General features: G+C 65.4%; 25 protein-coding genes. 10 read left to right on the forward strand and 15 right to left on the reverse strand.

Annotation, left to right across the window (positions count from 1 at the left end):
- Positions 1 to 151 precede the first annotated feature (151 nt).
- From AAFM92_11615 to AAFM92_11630, 4 genes are all read left to right on the forward strand, one after another.
- On the forward strand, positions 152 to 1327 hold the full coding sequence (locus AAFM92_11615) for an acetyl-CoA C-acetyltransferase (protein MEL7301022.1): 1176 nt from the start codon (positions 152 to 154) through the stop codon (positions 1325 to 1327).
- 81 nt (positions 1328 to 1408) lie between these two features.
- Positions 1409 to 2131, forward strand: coding sequence for an acetoacetyl-CoA reductase (phbB, locus tag AAFM92_11620; protein ID MEL7301023.1), 723 nt, complete (start codon positions 1409 to 1411; stop codon positions 2129 to 2131).
- A 314-nt stretch (positions 2132 to 2445) separates the two neighbouring features.
- Positions 2446 to 3381 carry a transcriptional regulator GcvA gene (locus AAFM92_11625; protein MEL7301024.1) on the forward strand — a complete coding sequence of 312 codons (936 nt, stop codon included), beginning with the start codon at positions 2446 to 2448 and terminating at the stop codon, positions 3379 to 3381.
- Positions 3378 to 4235 (forward strand): DMT family transporter, encoded by an 858-nt coding sequence (locus AAFM92_11630; protein ID MEL7301025.1) that lies wholly within the window; start codon positions 3378 to 3380, stop codon positions 4233 to 4235. Before AAFM92_11625 ends, AAFM92_11630 begins: the two co-directional genes overlap by 4 nt.
- On the opposite strand, the gene AAFM92_11635 is transcribed toward AAFM92_11630, so the two are convergent.
- The 3 genes from AAFM92_11635 to AAFM92_11645 form a co-directional block, all read right to left on the reverse strand.
- Positions 4225 to 4389, reverse strand: a complete 165-nt coding sequence (locus AAFM92_11635) for a DUF465 domain-containing protein (protein MEL7301026.1) — start codon at positions 4387 to 4389, stop codon at positions 4225 to 4227. The genes AAFM92_11630 and AAFM92_11635 overlap by 11 nt on opposite strands.
- 115 nt (positions 4390 to 4504) lie before the next feature.
- The gene (locus AAFM92_11640) at positions 4505 to 5230 is read right to left on the reverse strand and encodes a methyltransferase (protein ID MEL7301027.1); all 726 of its coding nucleotides are present in this window, start codon (positions 5228 to 5230) and stop codon (positions 4505 to 4507) included.
- Complete coding sequence (locus tag AAFM92_11645; GenBank protein MEL7301028.1) at positions 5227 to 5442, reverse strand: DUF2007 domain-containing protein; 216 nt, start codon at positions 5440 to 5442, stop codon at positions 5227 to 5229. The genes AAFM92_11640 and AAFM92_11645 overlap by 4 nt, the downstream gene beginning before the upstream one ends.
- A 53-nt stretch (positions 5443 to 5495) precedes the next feature.
- Here AAFM92_11645 and AAFM92_11650 point away from each other — a divergent pair, with 53 nt between their 5' ends.
- On the forward strand, positions 5496 to 6497 hold the full coding sequence (locus AAFM92_11650) for a polyprenyl synthetase family protein (protein MEL7301029.1): 1002 nt from the start codon (positions 5496 to 5498) through the stop codon (positions 6495 to 6497).
- Here the strand turns inward: AAFM92_11650 and AAFM92_11655 are convergent.
- The 4 genes from AAFM92_11655 to AAFM92_11670 all read right to left on the reverse strand — a co-directional run bounded on the left by AAFM92_11655 (position 6490) and on the right by AAFM92_11670 (position 11431).
- The gene (locus AAFM92_11655) at positions 6490 to 7239 is read right to left on the reverse strand and encodes a hypothetical protein (protein MEL7301030.1); all 750 of its coding nucleotides are present in this window, start codon (positions 7237 to 7239) and stop codon (positions 6490 to 6492) included. The genes AAFM92_11650 and AAFM92_11655 overlap by 8 nt on opposite strands.
- On the reverse strand, positions 7214 to 8920 hold the full coding sequence (locus tag AAFM92_11660; GenBank protein ID MEL7301031.1) for a tetratricopeptide repeat protein: 1707 nt from the start codon (positions 8918 to 8920) through the stop codon (positions 7214 to 7216). The genes AAFM92_11655 and AAFM92_11660 overlap by 26 nt, the downstream gene beginning before the upstream one ends.
- A gap of 138 nt (positions 8921 to 9058) precedes the next feature.
- Positions 9059 to 10711, reverse strand: coding sequence for an electron transfer flavoprotein-ubiquinone oxidoreductase (locus tag AAFM92_11665; protein MEL7301032.1), 1653 nt, complete (start codon positions 10709 to 10711; stop codon positions 9059 to 9061).
- 195 nt (positions 10712 to 10906) lie between these two features.
- The gene (locus AAFM92_11670; GenBank protein ID MEL7301033.1) at positions 10907 to 11431 is read right to left on the reverse strand and encodes an outer membrane beta-barrel protein; all 525 of its coding nucleotides are present in this window, start codon (positions 11429 to 11431) and stop codon (positions 10907 to 10909) included.
- A 320-nt stretch (positions 11432 to 11751) separates the two neighbouring features.
- Between AAFM92_11670 and greA the strand changes: the two genes are divergently transcribed.
- Positions 11752 to 12222 (forward strand): transcription elongation factor GreA, encoded by a 471-nt coding sequence (greA, locus tag AAFM92_11675; protein MEL7301034.1) that lies wholly within the window; start codon positions 11752 to 11754, stop codon positions 12220 to 12222.
- A gap of 10 nt (positions 12223 to 12232) precedes the next feature.
- Positions 12233 to 13252 carry a hypothetical protein gene (locus tag AAFM92_11680; protein ID MEL7301035.1) on the forward strand — a complete coding sequence of 340 codons (1020 nt, stop codon included), beginning with the start codon at positions 12233 to 12235 and terminating at the stop codon, positions 13250 to 13252.
- On the opposite strand, the gene AAFM92_11685 is transcribed toward AAFM92_11680, so the two are convergent.
- From AAFM92_11685 to AAFM92_11705, 5 genes are read right to left on the reverse strand one after another with little or no spacing between them, the layout of a single operon-like run.
- Positions 13245 to 13829 carry a GNAT family N-acetyltransferase gene (locus AAFM92_11685; GenBank protein MEL7301036.1) on the reverse strand — a complete coding sequence of 195 codons (585 nt, stop codon included), beginning with the start codon at positions 13827 to 13829 and terminating at the stop codon, positions 13245 to 13247. The genes AAFM92_11680 and AAFM92_11685 overlap by 8 nt on opposite strands.
- Positions 13826 to 15865 (reverse strand): gephyrin-like molybdotransferase Glp, encoded by a 2040-nt coding sequence (gene glp, locus AAFM92_11690; GenBank protein MEL7301037.1) that lies wholly within the window; start codon positions 15863 to 15865, stop codon positions 13826 to 13828. The genes AAFM92_11685 and glp overlap by 4 nt, the downstream gene beginning before the upstream one ends.
- 17 nt (positions 15866 to 15882) lie before the next feature.
- On the reverse strand, positions 15883 to 16374 hold the full coding sequence (mobB, locus tag AAFM92_11695; GenBank protein MEL7301038.1) for a molybdopterin-guanine dinucleotide biosynthesis protein B: 492 nt from the start codon (positions 16372 to 16374) through the stop codon (positions 15883 to 15885).
- A complete protein-coding gene (gene mobA, locus AAFM92_11700; GenBank protein ID MEL7301039.1) occupies positions 16371 to 16967 on the reverse strand; it encodes a molybdenum cofactor guanylyltransferase MobA in 597 nt (198 codons plus the stop codon). Before mobA ends, mobB begins: the two co-directional genes overlap by 4 nt.
- The gene (locus AAFM92_11705) at positions 16964 to 17788 is read right to left on the reverse strand and encodes a formate dehydrogenase accessory sulfurtransferase FdhD (GenBank protein MEL7301040.1); all 825 of its coding nucleotides are present in this window, start codon (positions 17786 to 17788) and stop codon (positions 16964 to 16966) included. Before AAFM92_11705 ends, mobA begins: the two co-directional genes overlap by 4 nt.
- A 57-nt stretch (positions 17789 to 17845) precedes the next feature.
- On the opposite strand from AAFM92_11705, the gene AAFM92_11710 reads away from it, so the two are divergent.
- Together AAFM92_11710 and AAFM92_11715 are read left to right on the forward strand one after the other, a co-directional pair.
- Positions 17846 to 18553, forward strand: coding sequence for an AzlC family ABC transporter permease (locus tag AAFM92_11710; GenBank protein MEL7301041.1), 708 nt, complete (start codon positions 17846 to 17848; stop codon positions 18551 to 18553).
- Positions 18550 to 18879, forward strand: a complete 330-nt coding sequence (locus AAFM92_11715) for an AzlD domain-containing protein (GenBank protein ID MEL7301042.1) — start codon at positions 18550 to 18552, stop codon at positions 18877 to 18879. The genes AAFM92_11710 and AAFM92_11715 overlap by 4 nt, the downstream gene beginning before the upstream one ends.
- Here the strand turns inward: AAFM92_11715 and AAFM92_11720 are convergent.
- Together AAFM92_11720 and AAFM92_11725 are read right to left on the reverse strand one after the other, a co-directional pair.
- Positions 18876 to 19478 carry a hypothetical protein gene (locus tag AAFM92_11720; GenBank protein MEL7301043.1) on the reverse strand — a complete coding sequence of 201 codons (603 nt, stop codon included), beginning with the start codon at positions 19476 to 19478 and terminating at the stop codon, positions 18876 to 18878. The genes AAFM92_11715 and AAFM92_11720 overlap by 4 nt on opposite strands.
- Positions 19479 to 19484: 6 nt before the next feature.
- Positions 19485 to 19634 carry an aa3-type cytochrome c oxidase subunit IV gene (locus tag AAFM92_11725; GenBank protein ID MEL7301044.1) on the reverse strand — a complete coding sequence of 50 codons (150 nt, stop codon included), beginning with the start codon at positions 19632 to 19634 and terminating at the stop codon, positions 19485 to 19487.
- Between the two features lie 115 nt (positions 19635 to 19749).
- Between AAFM92_11725 and AAFM92_11730 the strand changes: the two genes are divergently transcribed.
- Positions 19750 to 20160, forward strand: coding sequence for an ACT domain-containing protein (locus tag AAFM92_11730; GenBank protein ID MEL7301045.1), 411 nt, complete (start codon positions 19750 to 19752; stop codon positions 20158 to 20160).
- On the opposite strand, the gene AAFM92_11735 is transcribed toward AAFM92_11730, so the two are convergent.
- Positions 20145 to 21191, reverse strand: coding sequence for an MBL fold metallo-hydrolase (locus AAFM92_11735; GenBank protein ID MEL7301046.1), 1047 nt, complete (start codon positions 21189 to 21191; stop codon positions 20145 to 20147). The genes AAFM92_11730 and AAFM92_11735 overlap by 16 nt on opposite strands.
- Positions 21192 to 21221: the final 30 nt, after the last annotated feature.

Here is a 21221-nt window from a genome sequence, read left to right on the forward strand (position 1 = left end):
AAATGATCTCCTCTCCCCATGTTAGCGCCCACGTCGCGTTGCGTTGTGCCCGTAGGTAACTTACCACCGAGCCAACTGACGGGGCGGTGCCCCTCGTGCGAACGGGCTCCCGCGCTGTCTGACGAGACGCAAAGAGAGGAGTCCCTCAACCATGACCAACGTCGTCATCGCCTCAGCCGCCCGCACTGCCGTGGGCTCTTTCGGAGGCAGCTTCGCCAACACCCCGGCCCACGATCTCGGCGCCGCCGTGCTCGAAGAGCTCGTGGCCCGTGCCGGGATCGAGAAAGGCGAGGTGTCCGAGACGATCCTCGGCCAGGTCCTCACCGCGGCCCAGGGCCAGAACCCGGCGCGCCAGGCCCACATCAACGCGGGCCTGCCCAAGGAAAGCGCCGCATGGTCGATCAATCAGGTATGCGGGTCAGGTCTCCGCGCCGTGGCACTCGCGGCTCAACACATCCAGCTCGGCGATGCAGATATCGTCGCGGCAGGCGGCCAGGAGAACATGACGCTATCTCCCCACGCCGCGCACCTTCGCGCCGGGCACAAGATGGGCGATGTCAGCTACATCGACACGATGATCCGCGACGGCCTCTGGGACGCCTTCAACGGCTACCACATGGGCCAGACCGCCGAGAACGTGGCCGAGCAATGGCAGATCAGCCGCGAAACGCAGGACGAATTCGCGCTGGCCTCTCAGAACAAGGCCGAGGCCGCCCAGAAGGCCGGCAAATTCGATGACGAGGTCGTGGCGTTCACCGTGAAGACCCGCAAGGGCGACATCGTCGTCGACAAGGATGAGTACATCCGCCACGGCGCCACGATCGAAGGGATGCAAAAGCTGCGCCCCGCCTTCGCCCGCGATGGTTCGGTGACGGCTGCAAACGCCTCTGGCCTCAATGACGGCGCCGCGGGTGCCCTGTTGATGACCGCCGAAGAGGCGGAGAAGCGGGGCATCGAGCCCCTCGCGCGGATCGCATCCTACGCAACGGCGGGTCTCGATCCCTCCATCATGGGCGTCGGCCCGATCCATGCGTCCCGGAAGGCGCTCGAGAAAGCGGGCTGGAAGCCGGAGGATCTGGACCTCGTGGAGGCCAACGAGGCCTTTGCAGCGCAGGCCTGCGCCGTGAACAAAGACATGGGCTGGGACCCGGCGATCGTAAACGTGAATGGCGGCGCCATCGCCATCGGCCATCCGATCGGCGCGTCCGGCGCGCGCATCCTGAATACGCTCCTTTTCGAGATGAAGCGTCGGGACGCCAAGAAAGGCCTCGCAACCCTCTGCATCGGCGGCGGCATGGGCGTGGCCATGTGCCTGGAGCGCGATTGATCGCATATTGTGCGCGCAATATTGTTGCGCGCACAGCTCCTCAAGGCTAACAAACTTCAAATCACTATCGGGAGGACACACATGTCCCGCATCGCACTCGTCACCGGCGGCAGCCGCGGCATCGGCGCAGCCATCTCCAAGGAACTGAAGGCGCAGGGCTATGCCGTCGCGGCGACCTATGCCGGCAACGACCAGGCTGCCGCCCAGTTCTCTGAGGAGACGGGCATCAAGACCTACAAGTGGAACGTCGCGGACTATGACAGCTCCAAGGCGGGGATTGAGCAGGTGGAGGCCGATCTCGGCCCCGTCGACACTGTCGTGGCCAATGCGGGCATCACCCGCGACGCCCCCTTCCACAAGATGACGCCCGAGAAGTGGCACGAGGTCATCGACACGAACCTCACCGGGGTCTTCAACACGATCCATCCCGTTTGGCCCGGCATGCGCGAGCGCAAGTTCGGCCGCGTGATCGTCATCTCCTCGATCAACGGCCAGAAAGGGCAATTCGGTCAGGTGAACTACGCGGCGACGAAGGCCGGCGATCTCGGAATCGTCAAAAGCCTGGCGCAGGAAGGTGCGCGGGCCGGTATCACGGCGAACGCGATCTGCCCCGGCTACATCGCCACGGAGATGGTGATGGCAATCGACGAGGCGATCCGTGACAAGATCATCGCCGGTATCCCTGCAGGCCGACTTGGGGAGCCCGAGGAAATCGCGAAGTGCGTGGCCTTCCTCGCCTCCGAGGACAGCGGCTTCATCAACGGTTCGACGATTTCCGCCAACGGCGCGCAATTCTTCGTCTGATCGAAAAAAGGGCCGCCTTTTGCCGGGGCGGCCCTCGCTACTGTTCGGTCACGCGGCTGCTAGGCAGCTGAGGCGACCGGAGCAGGTCTTCCGGAAAAGAATGACTTGATCCATTCCACCCCCGCCGCGAAGGCGGCGGCGCGCTCCGCATGGGCGCGTGCGATTGCGTCACGGTGGGCTTCTGTTGTGGCAACTTCGAACATGGCGGGGTCCTTTCGGGTCGGTGTCTGTCGTCTTGAGTTGAATATGGAAGCGCCAGCGCCCTCGAACAAACGAGACTTGTGGGGCATTCACTTAAGCTATACTTAATTGATATGTCGGATCGCCTTCCACCGCTCACCGCCTTGCGTGCCTTCGAGGCCGCCGCTCGGCACATGTCTTTTGCGAAGGCAGCAGAAGAGCTCAGCGTGACCCCCGCGGCCCTGTCCTTCCAGATCAAGAGCTTGGAAGAGCACTTGGGCGAGCCTGTATTTCGCCGCCTGAACCGCGCAGTGGAGCTCACGGAGGCAGGCCGCGCCCTCGCTCCGGGTTGCTCTGACGGGTTCGCAGCGTTGCAAGGGGCCTGGCGCGCAGTCCGCCGCCTCTCGGATCAGACAAATCTAACTGTCACCGCCGGCCCAGCCTTTACCGCGAAATGGCTCGCCCCGCGGCTTTTCGACTTTGCTCAGGCCCATCCGGAGATCGAGCTGCGCTTTTCCGCATCCTTGCGCATGATGGACTTCAACCGTGACGGCGTGGACGTGGCGATCCGTTTTGGCCTCGGCCCGGATGAGGGGCTCTTCTCGATGCCCATGGCCTCGGAATGGGTGACGCCCGTCATGCTGCCGGAACTGGCGCAGCGCTATCCCACACCAGAGAGCCTGCGGGATGCGCCGCTGATCACGGACCTTTCCATCGATTTCCTCGATCCCAATCCGGACTGGGCGGCCTGGTTCCGCGCGGCCGGCGTCGTCGCGCCGGACGAGATACACGGGCCCAAGTTCAGCCAGGCGGACCATGCCGTTGACGCGGCCCTCGCCGGCGTTGGGGTCGTCCTCGGGCGCCGCGCCCTCTGCATCAAGGACATTGCCGAGGGCCGTCTTGTTGCGCCCTACAAGATCGCGCTCTCCACCGGCGCGCGGTTCCGCTTCCTCTGCCCCGAAGGCCTCGAGAACAGACCGCAGATCAAGGCATTCCGCGACTGGATGCTTGCCGAGATTGAAAAAACCCGCGACGTGGCCGAAAGCTTCGACGTGCGCGAGATCGCGTGAGCCGGGCCACGGCGCTGGGATCCGGCGCGATCCTCCTTTGGTCGCTCCTGGCGCTCTTCACCGTGGGCGCGTCGGATGTGCCGCCACTGATGCTCAATGCGCTGTGCTTTTCGATCGCAACGGTCATTGGCACCGCCTGGATCACGGCCACGGACAGCTGGGGACAGCTTCGCGGGATACCTCCGGCGGCCTATGCCGTGGGCGTCACCGGGCTTGCGGGCTACCACCTCCTCTATTTTCTCGCGCTGCGGAATGCACCTGCGGCGGAGGCTGGCCTCATTGCCTATCTGTGGCCTCTCCTGATCGTACTTCTGTCCGGTCTTTTGCCTGGAGAGCGCCTGCGCAGCGGCCAAATCCTGGGCGCAGCCGCAGGCTTTGCAGGCGTGGCCCTCCTTGTCGGCGTGCGTGGCTTTAACGATGCAAGCGCACTTCCCGGATACCTCCTCTCGCTGGCCTGCGCCTTCACATGGGCGGGCTATTCCGTGCTGTCGCGCCGCTTTGGGGCCGTGCCCACCGCGGCGGTCACGATCTTCTGCGCGGCCGCCGCCGCGCTCTCCGCCATGGGCTCCGCACTCTTCGAGACCCCCGCATGGCCGGAGCCGGGCACATGGCGCGCCATCATCGCCCTCGGCCTCGGCCCCGTCGGGCTGGCGTTCTTTCTGTGGGATGTCGGGATGAAGAGGGGAGATATCCAACTTCTCGGCGTGCTCAGCTATGGCGCGCCGTTGCTCTCGACCCTCATTCTCGTGGTGGCGGGGGTGGCAGAGCCCACGCCCGCCCTTCTCTCAGCGGCCATCCTCATCACGGGAGGTGCTGCAATCGCCGCCCGCGCGGGGCGGCGCGCTAACTCGTAAGTCGTTCAATCTCTTGTTTGAGTCGAAGCTTTTGCTTTTTGAGCTTCTTGACCTCCAACGTGTCGATACCGGGCGCACGCTGGGCTGTCTCGACAGCCTCTGCAAGAGTTGCGTGTTTCCGCTTCAGTTCCGCCAGGTGGGAATTCAAGCTCATCGTGCATCTCCTTTGTTTGAACTGTCATATGACACCACAGAATCGAGATTCTGTCACGCCGCAGCCGCGAGGCCTGTGCGAGCGCGAGCATGACCGGCCAGACATTGCCAATTCATTAATCCGGGAAGGGCAGCGGCGCGCCATCGTGAAGGACGGCGTGGATCGCGGGCGCATAATCCGGGTGGTCGCCTTCGTGGATTGGGGCAGCGTGAAGCGTGAGCGGCGCGTGGAGCCGAAACGGCGCGCGCCCGTCCTTGCGCGCGCGCACCAGGACGAGATGCGCGGCGCGCCCGATACGCGCTTGCAGCGGGAGGACTTCGACGGACCCGAGCGGCATTGCACCGAGCAGATCCGGCAGCCGCTCGGCCCGGTGGATTACCGTGAGCATGCCCCGTGCCCTGAGCCGCTTCGCAGCGACATCGAGCCAGGTCCGAAGCGGTGTCTCCTCCGCCCGCGCCGCCTGCCGCCCGGCATCCGAGGCCGCGAGGCCCTGCGTGAAGTAGGGCGGATTCATGATGACATGGTGAAACTGGCGCTGCCGGAGATCCGGCGGAAGCTGCGCAAGGTCCGCTTCGACGACGTCGACACCGTTCTTCTGGGCCAGAGCGGCATAGGACGACTGTACTTCGACGCCCGTCACACCCGCGCCAGTGCGCTCTGAAAGGCAAAGCGATGCCACGCCCACGCCGCAGCCCAGCTCCAGCACCGTGTCGCCCGCTTGCGCCGGACAGGCCGCCGCTAGGAGCACCGCATCCACGCCTGAACGATACCCCTTCGCGGGCTGCCAAGCGCGCACACGGCCACCGAGAAAGGCGTCATGAGTAATGGCGTCTGTCGTCACCTGCCCAGATCGACATCGTTGTCGCGCAGGATGGCCTCGGCCATGAAGAAATCGCGGTCCGCAACCATCATCCGGCGCGGCAGAACACCGATGGAGCCCTCAAGCACGCTCATATTTGCGTCCATCACGAAAACCGCTATGTCCTCTCCCGACAAGAGAGCCTCGGCAAACGCGATCACGGTTGGGTCGTTGCTGCGCAGAAGTTCTTTCATATCCACCCCATTAAGCGCCGCCTCACGCGGTGTCGAGAATTGGAGCCGCGGGCATGGGCCTCGATCACGCTGCCACGAAACCGCATGAGCGCATGGCGGAGGCCTTGGCCGACGAACTCGACGCCGTGAACGCCCTGATCAGGGAGCGGATGGCATCGAAACACGCGCCGCGCATCCCGGAAGTGACGGCTCACCTCGTGGAAGCGGGGGGCAAGCGGCTGCGCCCGATGCTCACGCTCGCCTCGGCCAAGCTCTGCGGCTACGACGGCCCGTACCATGTCCATCTGGCGGCAACGGTGGAGTTCATTCACACGGCCACCCTTCTCCACGATGACGTGGTGGACGAAAGCCGCCAGCGCCGCGGCCGGCCCACGGCCAATCTTCTCTGGGACAATCAGTCGAGCGTCCTGGTTGGAGACTATCTCTTCGCGCGGTCCTTCCAGTTGATGGTCGAAACAGGCTCGCTGAAGGTGCTCGACATCCTCTCGAACGCCGCGGCGACGATCGCGGAAGGGGAGGTGCTGCAGCTATCGGTGGCCCAGCAGATCGCCACCACGGAAGACACTTACATCCAGGTCGTCCGCGGCAAGACCGCCGCGCTCTTCTCCGCGGCCACGGAGGTGGGCGCTGTGATAGCAGGGCAGCCCGAGCGCGTGCAGACGGCTCTTTTCGAATATGGAGACGCACTCGGCATTGCCTTCCAAATGGTGGATGATCTGCTCGATTACGGCGGCACGTCGGGCGTGATCGGCAAGAACGTGGGCGACGATTTCCGCGAGCGGAAGCTCACGCTCCCGGTCATCCGCGCCATCGCCGCCGCTGACGCGGATGAGCGCGCCTTCTGGGAGCGTGTCATCGGCAAGGGCGAGCAGCGCGAGGGCGATCTTGCCCAGGCTTTAGCGCTCATGGGCAAACACGGCACGCTGGAGAGCACGCGAGAAACCGCGCGGGCCTATATCGCGAAAGCCAAGAGCGCGCTGGCGGCGACGCCGGAGCATCCGCTGCGCGACATGCTCCACGATCTCGCCGACTACGTCGTCGCGCGCGTCAACTGAGCGTTGTCTCCGCCACCCACCATTCGGGATGAAGCGCCTCGAGATGCGCGGCCGCACCCTGGGCCGTTGCAGCGTCCGGGTAGATCCCATAGCAGATCGCCCCTCCCGGGATCACCGCGGCAAGGCTCACGCCGGGCGTGAGCGCAAGCTCATCAAGCATCTCTTGGATCGCCGGCTCGTCTGCATCCGTTTCAACGTGACCACGCAGCCAATCCGCCACCTCCTCGGGCGTCGAGAGATCATCTGGCGGCTCCGGGATCGTCGCGACCTGAGGGCCGCGGCCGGCTCCAAGCTCATGATCCGCGTGGAGCAGAACAACCGGAAGCCTTGGAAGGTCCACGGCGGTCAGCTGATTGGCGGCGGGTTCGATCAGCGCCGCGGCGCCGCGGCGGACAGTCAGCGCCTCGAGCGCGCGCTCGCTCGGCGATTCCACGTCCAGTGCCGCGACCATGGCGGCGATCCCGAGTGCCGGGTCGAAGGGCAAATCCTTCTTGACCGTAAGCTCACCGGTCGTTGACTGCGCCACCACGAGAGCAAAGGCCGCTGCCTGCCGCTCGGCTTCCGTGCCGGGCTCGATGTCGCCAAAGGGCCCCTGCCAGGTGATCCCGTCTCGGCTCGCCGGCGATGAGGTCAGGGTGTCGCCGAGACTTGCGAGGGTCAAAAGCGTCCGCCCGTCACGGCTCGCGGCGAGCGGGATGAGTGCGCGCGCGCGGCGCTCAACCTTCGTCGTTGGCGAGTTCAATGCGCGTGAGGCCTTCTTCCTCGAGCACCACGTCGAGACCGACCTCAAGCTTGCGTCGGATCCGCTCGGCCTCTTCGTCGTCTGGGCCAAAGCTCAAGGCCCGCTGCCATTGGAAATGCGCCTCCGTGCGACGACCCACGGACCAGTAAACATCGCCCAGGTGATCGTTGATGATCGGATCGGTGGCCATGAGCTCCACCGCCGCCTCCATGGGGGCGACGGCCTCGTCATAGCGACCGAGCCGGTAGAGCACCCAGCCGAGGCTATCGAGGATGTGGCCATTGTCCGGACGCAGTTCCGCCGCGGTCTCGATCATCTCCAGCGCTTCACCGAGCTTCATGTTCTTCTCGACGAGCGAGTAGCCGAGATAATTGAGGACCTGCGGCTGGTTCGGGCGCATCACGAGCGCCTGTCGAAAATCGCTCTCGGCCGCGTCCCAGTTTCCCTCGCGCTCATGGGAAATCCCCCGCGCGAAAAAGGTGAACCAGTGGCGGTCATCGACACGGTCGATCAGTGAAAGCCCGTTGGTGTAGGCCTTGGCGGCCTCGCCGTAGCGCTCAAGACGACGCAGCGTATCGCCAAGCTTGATACGGATCGTGGAGATATCGGGATGGGATTTCGAAAGCTGCCGGAGGGCTTCCACGGCGGCCTCCCCACGCTCCGCGGTGTAAAGGGCGTTCGCCCGACCGATCTCCGCCGTGATGAACTCGGGCGCGCTCTGGGGCACACGATCATAGGTGGCTGTCGCGAGCCCCGGGCGGTCGAGCCGCTCCAAATAGTCAGCCGAAAGCATGAGCGCATCGATATGCGCCGGGTTGAGCGCCTCGGCGAGCCGGGAATAGAGGAGCGCGTAGCTATCGGCGGCCTCCCCATCGAGCGCGGCGGCCACGGTATAGAAGACCTCGGCCATGCCGTGGGCGGGCTGGGACACTTCCGTGAATGGCAAAGCCTCGCCCGCGGCGAGGCGCCGGTCGAGATCCGAGAGCGTCGCGTCAAGGGCGGGCCCGACGACGCGGGCGATTTCGGCCCGGGCGAGATCGTTCTGGCCCAATTGGCTCAAGACCATCGCACGGGTGATGAGGCCCCGGCGGTTGTCTGGGATCGCCCCGGCAGCACGGCCCGAGAGGATTTCCTCGGCGGCGGCGAAGTCTCCCATGTAAGCGAGGGCCAGCGCCTTGTGATGCAGCGCGAAAGGACGCAGCCCATCGCGCTCGGCCACGGCGTCGAAGGCCGCGAGCCCGTCTTCCATGCGCTCTGCCCCGATCAGCGCCCAGCCATGAAGGAGGCTGTCGACAAGCGGACCGACGCGGGTGCCGCCCTCGAAGCTCGCAATCATTGCGTCGAAGTCACCGCGCAGCGCTTCGTCCACGACCACCGTCATGTGCGCCACCTGGCTCGGCGAGCCGGTCTCGAGCATCTTTGCGCCCAGCGCCGCTGCGGGCGCGAACTCCGCCATCGCAAGATGCGCCGAGAGGGCGTTTTCCATGTGCGCGTGGTTGGAGGCGTCTCGGGCGAGGGCCTGGTGGTAGTACTTCGCCGCGGCGGCGTAGTCGTTGTCTGCGGCGGCCTGGCGGGCGGCGAGATAGGCCCCGGCGACCCCCATTTCGAGCCGCTCTCCCGCGGCGCTTGATGCACAAACCATGCTCAGTGCCAGCGCGGCACCCTTGACTGCAAGCCTCATACCTGTCCCCTGAGCAACCCCTACGTGCCCTTGGGCGGGGAGGCTACGCAGGCAAATTTACGAAAGCAATGCGGCGATACGCAAAGGGCGGCCCGAAAGCCGCCCTGATCGATCACAATTTGCCTGTTTGGCGCGTTTTTACATGTTCGGATAGTTCGGACCGTCGCCGCCCTGCGGCGTCTTCCAGACGATATTCTGGCTCGGATCCTTGATATCGCAGGTCTTGCAGTGAACGCAGTTCTGGAAGTTCACGACGAAACGCGCCGACTTTTCAGGCTCTTGGACAACCTCGTAGACACCGGCCGGACAGTACCGCTGAGCCGTTTCGTTGTACTTGGCCAGGTGATCGAGCACGGGAGTGTCCCAATCGCGCACTTTGAGGTGGGCTGGCTGGCTTTCCTCGTGATTCGTCATCGCGAAGGACACGTTGGTGAGGCGATCGAAACTGAGCTTTCCGTCAGGCTTCGGGTAGTCGATGGGCTTGTGGTAGTGCACCGTCTCCGTGCTGTCGGCGTCCGATTTCCCGTGCTTCAGCGTGCCGAGGAACGAGAGGCCGGTCAGCGAATTGCACCACATATCCGCGCCGCCCAAGGTCAGCGATGCCATGAGGCCGTACTTGGACCACACCGGCTTCACGTTGCGCACGGGCTTGAGATCCTTGGCGATGGGCCCCGTCTTGACGGCCGTGTCATAGGCCTCGAGCGTATCCCCCGCCCGCCCGGCAGTGATCGCCTCGTGCGCGGCTTCGGCGGCGTGAATGCCGGAGAACATGGCGTTGTGATTGCCCTTGATGCGCGGGACGTTCACGAGCCCCGCCGAACATCCCAGCAGCGCACCACCCGGGAACGCCGTCTGCGGGATCGACTGCCAGCCGCCCTCCGAGATCGCGCGCGCACCGTAGGCCACACGCTTACCCCCGGCGAGGAGCTCCTGCATCATAGGGTGATGCTTGAAGCGCTGGAACTCCATGTAGGGGAAGACGTGCGGGTTCGCGTAGTTCAGATGAACCACGAAGCCCACATACACCTGGTTGTTGTCGAGGTGGTACACGAAGCTGCCGCCGCCCGCGTTGGAGCCGAGCGGCCAGCCCATCGTGTGCGTGACCGTGCCGGGCTTGTGCTTGGCTGGGTCGATCTCCCAGATTTCCTTCATGCCGAGCCCGTATTTCTGCACGTCGGAATTGGCGTCGAGATCGTATTTCGCGATCACCTCTTTCGAGAGCGATCCGCGCACTCCTTCCGACAGGAAGACGTACTTGCCGTGAAGCTCCATGCCCGGCTCGTAGCCCGGCCCCTTGGTGCCATCGGAATTCAATCCGAATTCACCTGCGACGACACCCTTCACTTCGCCGTTCTCGCCGAAAACGAGCTCAGAGCAAGCCATGCCCGGGAAGATCTCCACGCCCATGCCCTCGGCAATCTCGGCCATCCAGCGGCAGACATTGCCCATCGAGACGATGTAGTTGCCGTGATTGTTCATGAGCGGCGGCATGATGGCGTTCGGGATCTTCATCGACCCCGCTTCGCCCAGCATGTAGAAATTGTCTTCGGTGACCTCCACGGAGATCGGCGCCTGCATCTCGCGCCAATCAGGCAGGAGCGCATCGAGGCCCGAGGGATCGAGGACCGCACCTGACAGGATATGCGCGCCGACCTCGGACCCCTTCTCGAGCACCACGACCTCGAGCGAGGCATCGAGTTGCTTGAGACGGATCGCCGCCGAGAGGCCCGCGGGCCCGGCGCCCACGATCACGACGTCATATTCCATGGCTTCCCGCGTTGCGTCGGTCATTTCACTCACCTGCGTCATCCGTGTTGCGTATGTAGCCGTTCACCTGCTCCCCCGTATAAATGGCCACCTGCCGCACACGTCAATTGGAACGGGACGTTATTTGCGCCCGTCGCGACGTTGGGACGCCATTTAAGATGTTGGAAACAAAGAAGGGGCCGCAAAGGGCCCCTTCCGTCACCGCTCTAAAGACAAGATTTAGAAACGATAGTTCAGATGCGCGCCGACGGTCACGACGTTGGCGGTCAGTTCGTCGAGCTCGAAGTTCTGGAACCGGTGGTAGAGGACCTCCACACCCGCGGTGATCGTGTCGGTCACGAAGCTCTCGTAACCCGCGCCGACGAAGAAGCCGCCGCTGTCGCCCACAGCCTCTTCCGACAGATAGGCCTGCGCGAAGCCGCCGGTACCATAGAAGTAGTTGCCGCCATTTTGCACGCCACCCCGGGCACCGATCCGGAAGACCGCGTCGATGTCGGTCACACCCTCGAGGTCGATCTCCGTGATGTCGTACTGCACACCCCCGCCGAGGAGGAAGCCGCCGACATCGGTGTCGAAATAGGCGCGCGCGCCAATGAGGGCATTGTCGCCCTCGAGCTCCGCCGCGTCCGACGTGTCGACGTCGCCATAGGAAAGCTGGACGCCGACGGACGGCCCTTCAAAGCTTTGTGCCGCTACGAGGCTCGGAATAAGTGCAGTGAGTGCTGCCGTGATAAGGATACGCATTGATTGAAATCCTTCTGGGGTTGGGATGTTTCAGAAGGTGATGCGGGGCGACGGTGCCTCAAAGCCCCTCGCGGGTCCGTGAATGACTTCGGCGAAAGCTCGCGCCTCGGTTGCACGTTTTCGCCGACGACTCGGCCTCCGCGATCACGCCGGTGAAACAAACCTGCGAGTGGTGTGGCGATTCTCCGCCGGTGCCTCAAATCCAAGCATCCTCTGTTTTTCCAGGGCACTTTCATGGTCAAAGAGTGCGCCGGGCCTTCCCGCTTGCATTCACATCCCCACATGGGTCACATCCGCAAATCGCCCCAAAGGAGCGTTCCATGGACAAGATACCGCTGACCCGCGCGGGCTATGAGAAGCTCGACGCAGAACTCAAGACCCTGAAGAGCGTGGAGCGGCCCGCCATCATCGCGGCCATCGCCGAAGCGCGCGAACTCGGTGATCTCAAAGAAAACGCGGAATACCATTCCGCGCGCGAAAAGCAGGGCTTCATCGAGGGTCGCATCAAGGAGATCGAGGCGGTTATCTCCCGCGCGGATGTCATGGATCCCGCGAAATTCTCCGGCGCGGTCAAGTTCGGCGCCACGGTGGAACTCGTGGACGAGGACACCGACGAGGAAAAAACCTACCAGATCGTGGGCGAGCCCGAGGCCGACATCGAAAACGGCAAGCTCAACATCAAGTCCCCGCTGGCCCGCGCGCTCATCGGCAAAGACGAGGGAGACAGCGTCGATGTCCGGACGCCCGGGGGCGCGAAAAGCTACGAGATCCTGAGCATCACCTACGTCTGAGCACGCCGCCATGGCCGCAGAAGAGACCAAGCAGACACCGCCGCAGCAGCCTCCGCTGGGGATTTACGAGTCCACCCGGGACACGGCTATTTCCGGCTCCGAGGTCATCGCCATCGGGCTCTCCGTGGCGTGGCTTCTCGGCGCGGCCATCTTCTTTCTTGGCATGGGCGGTGGTCAGATGTTCGAGCCGGGCAATCAGGGCCAACTGACCTTCCTGATGACGCTCCTCGCGGTCTTCGTGCCGGTGGCGATCATCTGGGTGGCTGCCTCCGCGGCACGGTCCGCACGCATCGTCCGTGAGGAAAGCCAGCGCCTTCAGGCCGCCATCGACGCCATGCGCCAAACCTACGTGGCCGAGCGCCAGACCCACGGCCTCACACCCTCGCCCGCCGTGGAAAAGAAGATCGATGAACTCGTCGCCGCTGCAAAGCAGACAGAGACGGCAGTCGCCACCTTCACCTCGAGCCGCACGCCGGCCGTGCGGCGATCCTCGGAGCTGCAAGGCTCGGACGATCAGCCCACGCTGGCCTTCGGGACGCGGGCCGAGGATCTCGCGCCTCCGCTGGCAACAGAAGACCTCATTCGCGCGCTAAACTTCCCGGAGACCGCCGAAGACCAGGACGGCTTCAGCGCGCTGCGCCGGGCCCTGAAGGACCGCAAGGCCGCCAGCGTCGTGCAGGCGAGCCAGGACGTCCTCACGCTCATCAGCCATGACGGCATCTACATGGACGATATGCGCCCGGACCGCGCAAAGCCCGAGATCTGGCGCCGCTTTGCCGCCGGAGAGCGAGGGCGGCAGGTGGCAGCGCTTGGCGGGATCCGGGACCGCAGCTCGCTCGCGCTGACCGCGGGCCGCATGCGGTCAGACACGATCTTTCGAGATGCCGCGCACCACTTCCTGCGCCGGTTCGACCAGCTTCTCGTTGAGTTCTGTGAAGAGGCCTCCGACGCGGAGATCGCGGCACTGGCCGACACGCGCACCGCGCGGGCCTTCATGCTTCTGGGCCGTGTGACGGGCATGTTCAGCTGAGCGGCAGCGCCATGGTGGTGGCCTCGCGAAAGCCCATGAGCGGCGCGAGAAGCCCAGATTTCATTCGCCCCACTTCCTGAAAGCCGTACCGCTCGTAGAGCGCTCGGGCGCGCGTATTCGTGTCCACGACGTCGAGCCGCACGGTGTCGCAACGGTTCATGCGGGCCGTCCAGACCACCGCGTCGAGGAGCTTTGAGCCCACGCCTTGCCCCCGCGCCGCCTCCGCGACGAAGATCCCATCCATTTGCAAGACGCCCTCATCGAGCTTCCTCTCGAAAAGATCGAGGACCGCCCCGCGCCAGACAGCGCCGAAGGCCCCGTAGCTCGCACGCAGATCGGCGTAGCTTGCCGTCATGAGCCCGCCTTTCGCGGTCTTGATCCCGGCCACGCCCACAAGCCTTCCATCAAGGGTCGCCGAGAAGGCAAAATCGGGCCGCAGCCCACGCGCGATGAAAGTGACAGCGCGCGTATCCGTGCCGAGGGCCGGGGCGAGCTTGGCGCCGAAAGCTTCGAGAAAGAGCCGTGCCACGTCGGCCCTGTGTCCCTCCTTGAATCCCGGCGCGATGGTGACGGTCATGCCATGAGCCCCGTGAACGGGATGTAGCGGACGGGCGTGCCCGGCGCGATCTCTTGCGCGTGATCCGGAAGCTCGACGAGCCCCTCGGCCCAGCTCAGTCCCGCGATCCTGCCCGACCCTTCCGACGGATAGACTTCCGCTGCGCCGTCCCTGATCCGCGCGCGCAGATATTCCCTGCGCCCCGCCTTTTTTTTCTTGGAGAAGGCCGCGGGGACCTCGACGGAGAAGGGAGCCTCGAAACGTCCCCCGCCAAGCTTGGCGAGAGCGGGCCTCGCGAAGATAAGCGTGCACACGAGCGCGGCCACCGGATTGCCCGGAAGACCGAAGACGGGAACGCCCTGCCAGAGGCCAAGCGCCAGCGGTCGCCCCGGCTTCACCGCGATGCGCCAAAGGGCCATCGTCCCTGTTTCATTGAGGAGCGCGGAGACATGGTCCTCCTCCCCGGCGGAGGCACCGCCGGAGGTGAGAATAGCATCGGCGCAAGCGCCATCGAGGCGCGCCCGCAGAGCGTCGCGATCATCGGGACAAATGCCGAGATCGACGACGTCGTAGCCCGATGCCCGAAGCAGGGCCTTCAGCATCGGCCGATTGGCATCGGCGATCTGCCCAGGGGCCAGCGGTTCCCCCGCCTCGCGCAGCTCGTCCCCCGTCGACAGGACGGCGACGCGAAGCGTCTTTCTGACAGGCACCGCGCCGTGCCCTGTCGCTGCCAGAAGCGCGAGATCGGCAGGTGTGAGCTTGCGCCCCGCTTCGAGCACGGCCGCGCCGGCCTCCACATCCTCGCCCGCCGGCCTCGTATTGGCACCCGTTTTGAGCGGCCCCTCCGCGGAGATCCGCTCCGGGCCGATACGGCAATCCTCTTCGAGCACCACGGTCGTCACGCCCTCGGGCAGCGCTGCCCCGGTGAGAATGCGCAGCGCTTGGCCCTCCGGCAGCCTCCCTTCGAATGGCGCACCGGCTGCGGCCCGTCCCTTCGCCAGAGGGATGTGATGCAGGCCCTTTCCCAGCCCCTCGGCCAGCCCGTACCCGTCCACGGCCGAATTCGCAGCCGGCGGATGAGATCGCAGCGCTGTCACGTCCGCAGCGAGGATGCGCCCGGAGGCGCCGTCGAGCGCGCAGGTCTCCATGGATGTCACGGGGGCAAGCCGGTCATCGAGGAGCGCGAGCGCCTCGTCCACGGGTGTCCAATGGGTGCCGGGCGGGAGAGCGAAACAGTCATTCGCCAGACGCCCGTGGCGCGCGGCCGCTGACAGTGTCGCCTCGTGTCCGAGCCCCAAGATCCATCCCTCCTCCGGCGCGGCTACGTCGAGCATGGCCTCAAGCTCCTCGGGCGCGAGCCGGGCGACGGCGTCTGCGAGAATGCGCACCTGTGCCGCGTCCTTGATCTCTCCGGGGCGTTGCCCCTCGGCGATGTCTGCCGCGACGAGCGAAGGCCAAATTTCGACAAAGGCCACGGGAGCCGTGAGCCGCTCGAATGGCCAGACTGCGATCTTGCCCGCGTAGCGCGCCCTCAGGCGCGCGAGCGAGGCTATGCCGGTGAGCGCCTGGCTTCCGACGCTCCCGGCGCCGCCGAGTTGCCAGCAGGAAAACGCTCCCGTGGTCTGCCGCTCCGCGTCCCGCCATTCGTTGATGGGAAAGCGTGCAGGCTTCTTCATGGGCACGGTGCCCGCGCCGAAAGGGTCGAACCAGAAAGGACCGTCTCCAGAGAAGCACGCGTTCATGGCGGCGGCCACGTCCATGCGATCGCGACCGTCCGCCGTCGTCGGCAGGACCTCGGCCAGATGGGACCAGAGCGCAAAGGGATCGTCCTGGCCCGTGACAGCACGGGCAAACCCGGCTGGATAGCCAAACGGAAAGTCGAAGCCGATAAAGAGCCTTTCCCCGCCCGCGAGCGCCGCGTCGATCCGATCCGTGAGCCACGCCTCCGCGACCACGCGATTGCGCGCGTAGATCGGCTCCTGCCCCGCCTCGCCGATCCAGATTGCATCCTTCTTTGGCCGCGGACCGCGGTCTCCTCCGCCGGACCAATCCACCATGACGAAGGCGTCCCAGGTCACCGGGCCAGTTCCGCGAGGATGAAATCGGCGATCTCCCCCGTCGCATCGAGGCTGAAGCGCGGGCACCGCACATCCACGGGCGCGTCGCTGGCCACGGCGCGGATCTTTGGATCATCGGGCGCCATGAGCGGATGGCCCGTCTCCGCACGCCACGCTTCGATCTTTGGGTGCGGGTCGCGCTTCCACCCTTCCACGAGCACGATGTCCACGGGGGAGAGCTTGGCCAGGAGCTCGGAAAGGGGTGGCGGTTCGGCGCCGCGGAGCTCGGCCATGAGCGCCCACCTGTCGCTCCCCGCCACGAGCACTTCTTGCGCGCCTGCCACGCGGTGGCGATGGCTGTCCTTGCCGGGCTGGTCGACATCGAATGCGTGATGCGCGTGCTTGAGCGTGCTCACCGTGAGCTCCCGCGCGGCCATCTCGGCGACGAGTCGCTCCATCAGCCCTGTCTTGCCGGCATTCTTCCAGCCCACGACACCGAAGACCTTCACAGCATCTCCTCAGCCTGCGCGAGGTCCTCTGGCGTGTTGATATTGAAGAACGCGCCGTCGTCGAAGGCGGCCGTGGCCGCCCCGTGGCTGTCGGTCCAGAGGACGACCTTGCGCAGGCCCTGGCCGAGGGCAGAGCGGAGATCCTCGCGCAGGGAGACCGGCCAGTACCCGAAGGTCGGATGCCGGTTCGTGCGTCCGCCTTCCCAGGTGGCGGAGAGCGCTAGCGGCGTGGAGGCTTTCGCTGCCGCGCGCTCGAGACGCTCGGCGAGGTCCATCGGGAAAAACGGGGTATCAGCCGCGGCCGTTACGATATGCGTCGCCCCCACAGACTGCGCCCAATCGAGCCCGGCGAGCACGCCTGCGAGGGGGCCCGGTTGATCGGCGATGCTGTCGGCGATGATAGGCAGGCCGAAGGGGTAGTAGCGTCGCGCATCCCCGTTTGCATTGATGGCAAGGCCCGCCACCTGCCCTTCGAGCCGTTCGATGACGCGATCCATGAGCGTGCGCCCGCCAAGCTCGAGAAGGCCCTTGTCGACCCCGCCCATGCGCGCGCCCTTCCCGCCCGCGAGGATCACGCCAACGGGCAGCTTCATGACCGGACGAGCCTCCCCGCTCCGCTCAGGCATGCATATCGCCGCCCCTTGAGCCGCCCGATGAGCGTGAGCCCCACCTGCTGCGCGATTTCCACGCCCCAGGCCGTGAAGCCAGAGCGGGATGCGAGCACCGGGATACCCATGAGCGCGCATTTGATGACCATCTCGGAGGTGAGACGGCCTGTCGTGTAGAGGACCTTGTCCGCCCCGCTCACGCCTTCCGAGCGCATCCAGCCTGCCACCTTGTCCACCGCGTTATGGCGGCCGACATCCTCCATGTAGACGAGCGGGCGATCTCGCACGCAGAGCACCGTGCCATGGATCGCGCCAGCGGAAAGATAGAGCGATGGCGTGCGGTTGATCTTCTCGGAAAGTGTGAAGAGCCAGCTTTCCCGAAGCTCCCCGGGCGCCAGCGTCAGCCCCTCGAGCCCCGCCATCATGTCGCCGAAGACAGTCCCCACGGCACAGCCCGACGTCCGCGTTTTCTTGGCGAGCTTTGCCTCGTGGTCGGTCTCGCGGGCCGTCCGCACGACGACGGTCGCGACCTCTTCGTCGTAATCGACGCGGGTGACGTCCTCGTCAGGGGCGAGCATGCCCTGGTTCGCCAGAAAGCCCAGGGCCAGGTATTCGGGATAGTCTCCGATCGTCATTGCCGTAACGATCTCCCGCGCGTTGAGAAAGATCGTGAGCGGGCGTTCCTCCACCACACGCAGCTCGTGCGGCGCGCCCGCTGCATCGACGGCGCGCACCGTCCGTGTCAGCCCCGGGCAGTCCGGGTCCGGCGCGATGATGTAATCCGAGGCGATATCGAGCGTGCCCATTTGCATCCACTCATGCTGCGAGATAGCGGTGCGGTCGCGGCAGGTTAGGAGAGGATCGTGGGCGAGGCCACCCGGAAAGCGGCATTCACGCTGGGCGTTCGGCACGGTCTGCCCTTCATCGTGCTGCTCGTCCCCTTCGGCGCGCTTTTCGGCGTCGTCGGCACCGAAGCCGGCCTCTCGCTCGTGGAGGTCATGAGCTTTTCAATCGTGGTCGTCGCCGGTGCCGCGCAATTCACGGCCGTGGCCATGATGCAGGACGCGGTGCCCACGCTCATCGTCATCCTCACCGCGCTGGCGGTAAACCTGCGCATGGCGATGTATTCGGCAGCGCTGACCCCGCACCTCGGCCATGCGCCCTTCTGGCAGCGCGCGTTCATCGCGTATTTCATGGTGGATCAGGCCTTTGCCCTCGCCTCTGTCACCTACGAGGAACGGACCGACTGGTCGCTCCAGGAAAAGGTGGCCTACTATTTCGGCGTGATCGTTCCGGTGGCGCCGTGCTGGTATCTTGCCACGCTGGGCGGTGCCCTTGTCGGCGAAGCCGTCCCCGAGGCGCTGGCACTCGATTTCGCGCTGCCCATCGTGTTTCTCGCCCTGATCGCGCCCGCGCTCCGGACGGCCGCCCATGTCGCGGCGGCGGGGACATCCATCGTGGTCGCGCTCCTTCTGGCGTGGCTTCCGTTCTCACTCGGCCTGCTCGTGGCTGCCATCAGCGCGATGATCGTCGGCGCGCGCGTGGAGCTTTGGCAGGAGACAGGGCGATGATCGACGCCTCCACCTGGCAGGTCTGGACGGTCATCATCGCGCTCGGAATCGGGAGCTATGCCTTCCGGCTGTCCTTCCTGGGCCTCATCGGCGCCCGCGCCATGCCCGGCTGGGTGCTCAGGCACTTGCGGTATACCGCGGTCGCCGTTTTGCCCGGGCTCGTGGCACCCGCCGTCATCTGGCCCGAGGCCACGGGTGGCGCGCTCGATCCTGCCCGGCTCTCAGCCGCCATCGTCACCTGCGTGGTGGGTTACCTCAGCCGAAACGTCGTCGCAGCCGTGGGAGCGGGCGCTACCACGCTCTACACGCTGCTCTGGCTGCTCTAGAGCGTCGCCGTCTCCCAGAACTTCTCTTTGTCGGCATCATCGTCCTGCCGAAATTCGAGCCTCGTGATGCCCGGCTGATCGAGAAGCTGGTCGTGGAGCCGGTCCGGGAACCACGTGGTTTCCACCTGAAACGGCAGCCCCGGCGCGCGCGCGAGGACAGACGAGACCGAGCGGGTGCAGAGCGCGTCGGGCACAGGCCCTTCCTTGCGCACCTCGGCGAGGATGTATCGGGCCGTGGCTGGTGGCACCTCGGAAATCTGCAGCGTCGTCCAGAACGTGGACCGCGTGTGGTAATCGACGAAGGCCCGCCGCGCGGGCTCTGTGATGCCGAAGATCACGTCATGCTGTTCGGGCAGGGCGGGATGCTCGAACGTGCCAGCGGGGTCGAAGACCACCCGCTGATCCGCGTGGATGAAGAGCGCCGTATGCGCGCCGTAGTCGGAGCCGACATTGAAGGACGTGAAAACCTCGACCCGCGTCGGGCCACGCGTTGCCACGAAGGCATTCGCCACCGCCGCGGGATCGGCGAAGACACGCCTTTTGGTCGAGCACCCGGCCAGAAGGGCCGGCGCGCCCAGAAGGAACGCGCGACGATCCACGGGCACTTAGCCGTTGACGAGATAAAGCAGAATGAGGGCCACGATGCAGATCACCATGCCACGGCCGACAATGGACAAGAACTGCGCGAAGGTCTTCTCCTGCGTCTCGATATTCATCGTGCCATGCTCGTGCGTTTCGGCGTGGTCGTCGGCCATGGGTCTCTCTCCGTTTGACTTGCGCATGGCATACCGTGGCACGCAGGCCCTGTCACGGTGCCAAAGGCGCGCAGCGCGTGCTTCCGATTGGGGGCCGATCTGCTAGAAGCCCGGCATGGGCGGCCAGCAGGATCTCCAGGCTCTTTTCGCGGGAATGTCCCCGGTGTTGAACCCGGGCACCTACGGCTTCGCCACCGTCACAACGATCGAAGAAGCAACCGCGCTCACGCCCGTCATGATCATGCATGAGGCAGAGGCGATCACGGTCATCCTACGCTGGAGTGCCGCAGAAGAGGCGGGGCTCACGCCGGAATTCCACTGTTGCTGGATCACCCTCAATATACACTCCGCGCTCGATGCGGTGGGCTTTCTGGCGGCCATTTCCACGCGGCTCGCGGGGCTGGGTATGGGGATCAATCCCGTGGCGGGCTTCTACCACGATCACCTCTTCCTGCCCGCCGACCGGGCGGAAGACGCCATGCAGGAACTCGCGCGGATCGTGGTCGAGGCTCAGACCGCCCGATAAACGAAGGCACCCGCCTCGTTGAGCTCCCGCGTCACCGCTCCCCGATGAAAGAGGTGCTGGCAATGGGCGAAGGCCTCCACCAGAGCGAGGCCGTATTCTCCCTTGCCGATCTCGCGCTTGAAGATCGGAAGGAACGTCTCGCCTGCGGTGCTGGGCGTCTCGAGATGCGCCAGGAGCCGCCGCAGGACGCCGTGGTGATTGTCCATCAGCTGACCTAGGCGCAGCGGAAGCCCCTGGAAGGGTCTCTTATGCCCCGGCAGCGCCAGCTGCTGCGGCTCCGCGAATGCGCTCAGGCGCTCGCAGGAGGCGATCCAGTCGGCGACCGGGTCCGCCTCGGGCTCGGTTGGGTAGAGGCCGATATTAGGGCTGATGCCGGGAATGATCTGATCCCCGGTAAGTACGAGCCCGTCATCACGAGACCAGAAGGTGGCATGATCAGGCGCGTGTCCCGACCCGAGGCGCACGACCCAGGTCCTGCCGCCGAAGCGGATCACATCGCCCTCACTGAGCCGGGTATAGCCCAGAGGCATGTGCTCGACGACATCCGCGAAGTTGAAGGGACGCTCGTCCAGCCGCGCCGCCAGCACGGCCGCATCCATGCCCGCCCGTTTGTAGAAACGGACTGTTTCCGGCGGATACTTCTCCTGCACGTCGAGCGTGAGCATGCGTGCCGTGAGCCACGCCGTACGGGTCATGAAGAGCTCGGCGCCCTCCGCCTGGAAGCGCCCGGCATATCCGACATGGTCAGGATGGTGATGCGTGCAAATCACCCTTGATATGGGCTTCCCGCCCAGCGCACCGGAGCGCAAGGTCTCCAGCGCCGCCTCGCCCTTCGGCCAGCGCATGCCCGCGTCGATCAGGGTCCAGCTGTCGCCCTCGTCAAAGGCGTAGAGGTTGACGTGATCGAGCGCCATCGGCAGCGGAAACCGAAGCCAGAGGACACCCTCGGCCACCTCCACACCCTTGCCCGGGGGAGGCGGCTCCGCAACGGGATAGCTTAGGAGAGCGGCCTCCGCCTGCCGATCGCTCATCGCGCGCCCTTCCGCGGGCCGGGCTCGCGC

Source organism: Pseudomonadota bacterium, assembly GCA_038533575.1.
Lineage (GTDB): Bacteria > Pseudomonadota > Alphaproteobacteria > Rhodobacterales > Rhodobacteraceae > Shimia_B.

Excerpts from the sequence above, each read along its gene's own strand:
- AAFM92_11615 (MEL7301022.1), top strand. The coding sequence starts at position 152 with ATGACCAACGTCGTCATCGCCTCAGCCGCCCGCACTGCCGTGGGCTCT.
- phbB (MEL7301023.1), top strand. The coding sequence starts at position 1,409 with ATGTCCCGCATCGCACTCGTCACCGGCGGCAGCCGCGGCATCGGCGCA.
- AAFM92_11625 (MEL7301024.1), top strand. The coding sequence starts at position 2,446 with ATGTCGGATCGCCTTCCACCGCTCACCGCCTTGCGTGCCTTCGAGGCC.
- AAFM92_11635 (MEL7301026.1), bottom strand. The coding sequence starts at position 4,389 with ATGAGCTTGAATTCCCACCTGGCGGAACTGAAGCGGAAACACGCAACT.
- AAFM92_11645 (MEL7301028.1), bottom strand. The coding sequence starts at position 5,442 with ATGAAAGAACTTCTGCGCAGCAACGACCCAACCGTGATCGCGTTTGCC.
- AAFM92_11650 (MEL7301029.1), top strand. The coding sequence starts at position 5,496 with ATGGGCCTCGATCACGCTGCCACGAAACCGCATGAGCGCATGGCGGAG.
- AAFM92_11660 (MEL7301031.1), bottom strand. The coding sequence starts at position 8,920 with ATGAGGCTTGCAGTCAAGGGTGCCGCGCTGGCACTGAGCATGGTTTGT.
- AAFM92_11665 (MEL7301032.1), bottom strand. The coding sequence starts at position 10,711 with ATGACCGACGCAACGCGGGAAGCCATGGAATATGACGTCGTGATCGTG.
- AAFM92_11670 (MEL7301033.1), bottom strand. The coding sequence starts at position 11,431 with ATGCGTATCCTTATCACGGCAGCACTCACTGCACTTATTCCGAGCCTC.
- greA (MEL7301034.1), top strand. The coding sequence starts at position 11,752 with ATGGACAAGATACCGCTGACCCGCGCGGGCTATGAGAAGCTCGACGCA.
- AAFM92_11680 (MEL7301035.1), top strand. The coding sequence starts at position 12,233 with ATGGCCGCAGAAGAGACCAAGCAGACACCGCCGCAGCAGCCTCCGCTG.
- AAFM92_11685 (MEL7301036.1), bottom strand. The coding sequence starts at position 13,829 with ATGACCGTCACCATCGCGCCGGGATTCAAGGAGGGACACAGGGCCGAC.
- glp (MEL7301037.1), bottom strand. The coding sequence starts at position 15,865 with ATGGTGGATTGGTCCGGCGGAGGAGACCGCGGTCCGCGGCCAAAGAAG.
- mobA (MEL7301039.1), bottom strand. The coding sequence starts at position 16,967 with ATGAAGCTGCCCGTTGGCGTGATCCTCGCGGGCGGGAAGGGCGCGCGC.
- AAFM92_11705 (MEL7301040.1), bottom strand. The coding sequence starts at position 17,788 with ATGGGCACGCTCGATATCGCCTCGGATTACATCATCGCGCCGGACCCG.
- AAFM92_11715 (MEL7301042.1), top strand. The coding sequence starts at position 18,550 with ATGATCGACGCCTCCACCTGGCAGGTCTGGACGGTCATCATCGCGCTC.
- AAFM92_11725 (MEL7301044.1), bottom strand. The coding sequence starts at position 19,634 with ATGGCCGACGACCACGCCGAAACGCACGAGCATGGCACGATGAATATC.
- AAFM92_11730 (MEL7301045.1), top strand. The coding sequence starts at position 19,750 with ATGGGCGGCCAGCAGGATCTCCAGGCTCTTTTCGCGGGAATGTCCCCG.
- AAFM92_11735 (MEL7301046.1), bottom strand. The coding sequence starts at position 21,191 with ATGAGCGATCGGCAGGCGGAGGCCGCTCTCCTAAGCTATCCCGTTGCG.